Genomic DNA, 3,365 nt, shown 5'->3' on the forward strand with positions numbered 1-3,365 from the left:
GGTGCGCCGCCCACGGCCTTGTTGCGGGCAGGGCACCGGTAGCCGCTGGTGATGTAAACCGGGCTCTGGATCCGGTCGCGCAGCTTCTGCAAGAGCGTGACCAGCTTCAGGAAGCCAACTGAAACCCTCACCATCCCGCAGCAGGGGCACCGGAATTCCGTGACGGAGAAGTTCGGGGCGTCGAGGAACTTCCCGTCGCAGGCCTTTCTTTCCGTCTCCGTCCCTCCCACGGGCAATGCCCGGTCCAGGACCGATCGCATCACCACCGCAGCCGTGATGACCGCCGTCATGTTCCCGAACTTCTCGCCGGATCTGTAGAGCACCGAGGTGGAGCTCCCGGAGTCCACCTTCATGGCCTTGACACACCCGGCCTGCTTCATCAGGTCGGCAAGCTCGTAGACGGTGGCAGAGTCCACGGCGACGTGGAGAACCTTCTGGTCCTCAGTAATGCCTACAGCGGCTTGGGCGGTCTTTCGGGAGAGGGTGAACCCGGTATACCCTCCCAACCGCATTGTTTCTTCGAGGTCTACACCGAGCAAAAGCGGCCCGGCGCTGAAGGCGACGCGGGTTTTTCGCACTTCGTCTTTGGTAGGCTTGAAAAGTATGTCGGCCCGTCCGTCGGGGTATACCACGAAGCACGGCCAGGGATCCTCGTCCCAGCTCCAGAAGGTCTGGTTTTCCCACGCGATGCCTTTCGTCACCGGAGGCTTCCCTGGGTAGAAGTAGAGCGCGTTGAAAGCCCTGGCCCAAGACCTCGGATACCTCGACATGATCTGCTGCAGCGTTTGCGGGGCTGCGGGAACGGCGAGGTCGAGGTCCTTCGGCTCGCAGTACGCGTAGTCGATTGTGCAGCCAGCAAGCTCCTTACGCATCTGGCTTCGACTCCTTGAGCCGCCCGAGGAAAGCCTTGAGCCATTCCGGGACCCCGACCCCGAGCTCCGAGATGTTCTCCAGAACCGACAGCGCCTCGTTGCCCACGAGGAAGTAGACCACGGCAAGCCTCACGGCCTCCGCACCGGTGAGCCTTGAAACCTGGTAGGCAAGGGCAACGAGGATCAGCATCCCGACCTTCTTGGCGATCCCCTTGAGGCCCACCCGGCTGTCGAGCCTCTTGTTCGCGACGGCCGACGTAACTCCGCTTGCGTAGTCGAGGGCCATCACCGTGACCAGGATGAGCATCGCCTGGTCGAGCGCGCCGAACAGCCATGCTCCGAGGGCCGCGAGCGCGCCGAGGACGCTCTTCGCGCCGACTTCCTTCACCGCGCTTCACCTCCCAAAACTAAAGCCGCCCTCCTGGGCGGCAAAACAAAACCCGCCTTGCGGCGGGCGCTGGCTTGTCTGTCAAGTTGTTGCTATTCCGTCTTCGGCACCTGCACCTTCTCCCTCAAATCCACCCTCGGCCTCCAGGCTGGGTCCCGGGCCTTCTCGCGGGCCTGAAGTTCCGCGAGGACCTCTTTGATTCGCTCCAGCTGCTCATCAAGGGTAAGCTCACGCTCTACCACGGTCACGCGAATACGTTTTCCATCGTGGACGCGCTCTTCGGTGTATTCAGCTTTGATCTTGCAGTTCATAGCACCACGACCTCCACGTAAGCGGTGCCATGGTGGCGGCTTCCAACAGCGATGCGGTAGACGCCTGGTTGCCTGAATGCGTAGGCATGCGTTGCCTGACCATTGGAAACAGCCTCGGCAACCAGTTCGCCGCCCTCCAGAGCGAACGTTACTTCAGTGTCAAGTGTACCGGCTGGAAGGATAGCGGTGACGATGACGACATCGTTGACAGCAACAGGATTTGGCGAAATGGTAGCAGACAAGCGGTCGCAAAACCGTGTCCCGTCCCACTTATCACCAGGGCTTACGGGATCGACATCGCTGAGCAGAACCAGCTTCAGGCCGTCACCTGGGTTGAAGGTCTCATCTTCCGCAATAATCACATTAACGACGTTTCCACTCTCATCAACAACTGCATATTTGTTGGCCATTACCAATACACCTCCACACGGCCTGAAGCGCCGCTGCCGCCGTTGCCGCCGCTATAACCCTTGTAACCGCCGCCGCCACCACCGCCGCCAGCACCGGGAACAGAACCAGCGCCGCCAGGCTGCCCGGAGTAGTATGTACCCCCAGTACCAGCACTGCCACCACTGCCACCACTGCCACCCATGGAAGGTGCGCTGGCCCCCGCTGCGCCAGAGGTGCCCGAGGCATTGTTAGTCTGGTCGCCTGCTTTGCCGCCAGTACCGCCGCCAAAGGTAACCTGCCCGGTTGCCCCACCACCTGTTCCTCCAGCACCTCCGGTAGCGTAGCTTCCACTTTGCCCGCCGCCACCGCCGCCGCCACCGCCAGCCGATAGCGAGCCAAAGGAGCTTGTGCCTCCGGTGGAACCAGGCTGTCCGGCAGCGCCAGACGTACCTCCGGCGCCCCCTGCGCCTCCTGCGCCTATTGTAACGGTTATGTTCTGCCCGGGTGTGACTTGCAGCCAGCCCTGAGCATAGCCCCCGCTACCGCCGCCACCGCCTCCCGCACCACCGTATGAAGTACTTCCAGCGCCACCACCGCCACCACCACCGCCGCCGCCCCAGAGGCGAACAAAGACGCGCCCTACACCAGCTGGAACCGTGAAAGTTCCGCTTACGTTAAAGACCTGATAATTTGCAATGTCAGCATCTAGGCTGCTTAGGGGCAGCTTCGGCGCGTCGCCAGCGGCCCCGGAATGCTTGTGGCCGGTAGAAGCGTGCATCTTGGCGTCGAGATCTGCCTTGGCCTCGTCATACTGCGTCTGTATGTAATTCCCCCAGTCCGCGGTTATGAGGTCCCCCGTGAGCACCGTCTGCTTCTGGTACGCCACTACTCCTCACCTCCTGGCGGGTAGAGCCCCAAGAGGTACTCGATTATGACCGCCTCACACACCGCCCGCCATTCGGCCTCGTCCTTGGCCTGCGCGCGGGACATCCGGTGGCGGACGGCCCAGGTCTCGGGCCGAACCTGTCCCCGCAGCTCTTCGAGGCGGCTTTCTAGGGAAGCATCATTGGCAGAGGCGTACTTTCTCAGCAGCCCCTGCCGCCACCATTGGAACTCCCGTTCGTTCCGGGCAGGGAGCGTGAGTTCAGCATCGAGCGCTTTTATCTGCTGGTCTATGAAGGCGCAGTGCCTCTCGGCGCGCCTGCGCTTCTCTTCGCTAGTCAGGGCCATATACACCACCTACGTCAGGCTGATTTCGAACGAGACCGTCACCGTCCGCATCTCGTCCTTGGCCTCGTCGACCAAGGCCCGGATAAGTAGGGTTCCGGATCCTGTGGCCTCAGACCCATTGACGAACAACCCAATCTCTTTCCATACGAAATTTGCCTCAAGTTCGGCCACCTG

At 61.8% G+C, this 3,365-nt stretch carries 7 protein-coding genes; all 7 read right to left on the reverse strand.

What is annotated here, in order from left to right; translation table 11 throughout:
- Positions 1-872 (reverse strand): phosphodiester glycosidase family protein (locus AB1609_18775; protein ID MEW6048491.1); only part of this gene is annotated, 872 nt, incomplete at its 3' end.
- Complete coding sequence (locus AB1609_18780; GenBank protein ID MEW6048492.1) at positions 865-1,260, reverse strand: phage holin family protein; 396 nt, start codon at positions 1,258-1,260, stop codon at positions 865-867. The genes AB1609_18780 and AB1609_18775, both read right to left, overlap by 8 nt.
- A 92-nt stretch (positions 1,261-1,352) precedes the next feature.
- Positions 1,353-1,571: a hypothetical protein gene (locus AB1609_18785; GenBank protein MEW6048493.1), complete on the reverse strand. Its 219-nt coding sequence runs from the start codon at positions 1,569-1,571 to the stop codon at positions 1,353-1,355.
- Positions 1,568-1,981, reverse strand: a complete 414-nt coding sequence (locus AB1609_18790; GenBank protein ID MEW6048494.1) for a hypothetical protein — start codon at positions 1,979-1,981, stop codon at positions 1,568-1,570. Before AB1609_18790 ends, AB1609_18785 begins: the two co-directional genes overlap by 4 nt.
- Positions 1,956-2,360 carry a hypothetical protein gene (locus AB1609_18795; protein ID MEW6048495.1) on the reverse strand — a complete coding sequence of 135 codons (405 nt, stop codon included), beginning with the start codon at positions 2,358-2,360 and terminating at the stop codon, positions 1,956-1,958. The genes AB1609_18790 and AB1609_18795 overlap by 26 nt, the downstream gene beginning before the upstream one ends.
- Positions 2,361-2,450: 90 nt before the next feature.
- Positions 2,451-2,591 carry a hypothetical protein gene (locus AB1609_18800; GenBank protein ID MEW6048496.1) on the reverse strand — a complete coding sequence of 47 codons (141 nt, stop codon included), beginning with the start codon at positions 2,589-2,591 and terminating at the stop codon, positions 2,451-2,453.
- A gap of 255 nt (positions 2,592-2,846) precedes the next feature.
- A complete protein-coding gene (locus tag AB1609_18805) occupies positions 2,847-3,191 on the reverse strand; it encodes a hypothetical protein (protein ID MEW6048497.1) in 345 nt (114 codons plus the stop codon).
- Positions 3,192-3,365: the final 174 nt, after the last annotated feature.

This window comes from Bacillota bacterium (assembly GCA_040754675.1).
Taxonomy (GTDB): domain Bacteria; phylum Bacillota; class Limnochordia; order Limnochordales; family Geochordaceae; genus Geochorda.

Excerpts from the sequence above, each read along its gene's own strand:
- AB1609_18790 (MEW6048494.1), bottom strand. The coding sequence starts at position 1,981 with ATGGCCAACAAATATGCAGTTGTTGATGAGAGTGGAAACGTCGTTAAT.
- AB1609_18805 (MEW6048497.1), bottom strand. The coding sequence starts at position 3,191 with ATGGCCCTGACTAGCGAAGAGAAGCGCAGGCGCGCCGAGAGGCACTGC.
- AB1609_18785 (MEW6048493.1), bottom strand. The coding sequence starts at position 1,571 with ATGAACTGCAAGATCAAAGCTGAATACACCGAAGAGCGCGTCCACGAT.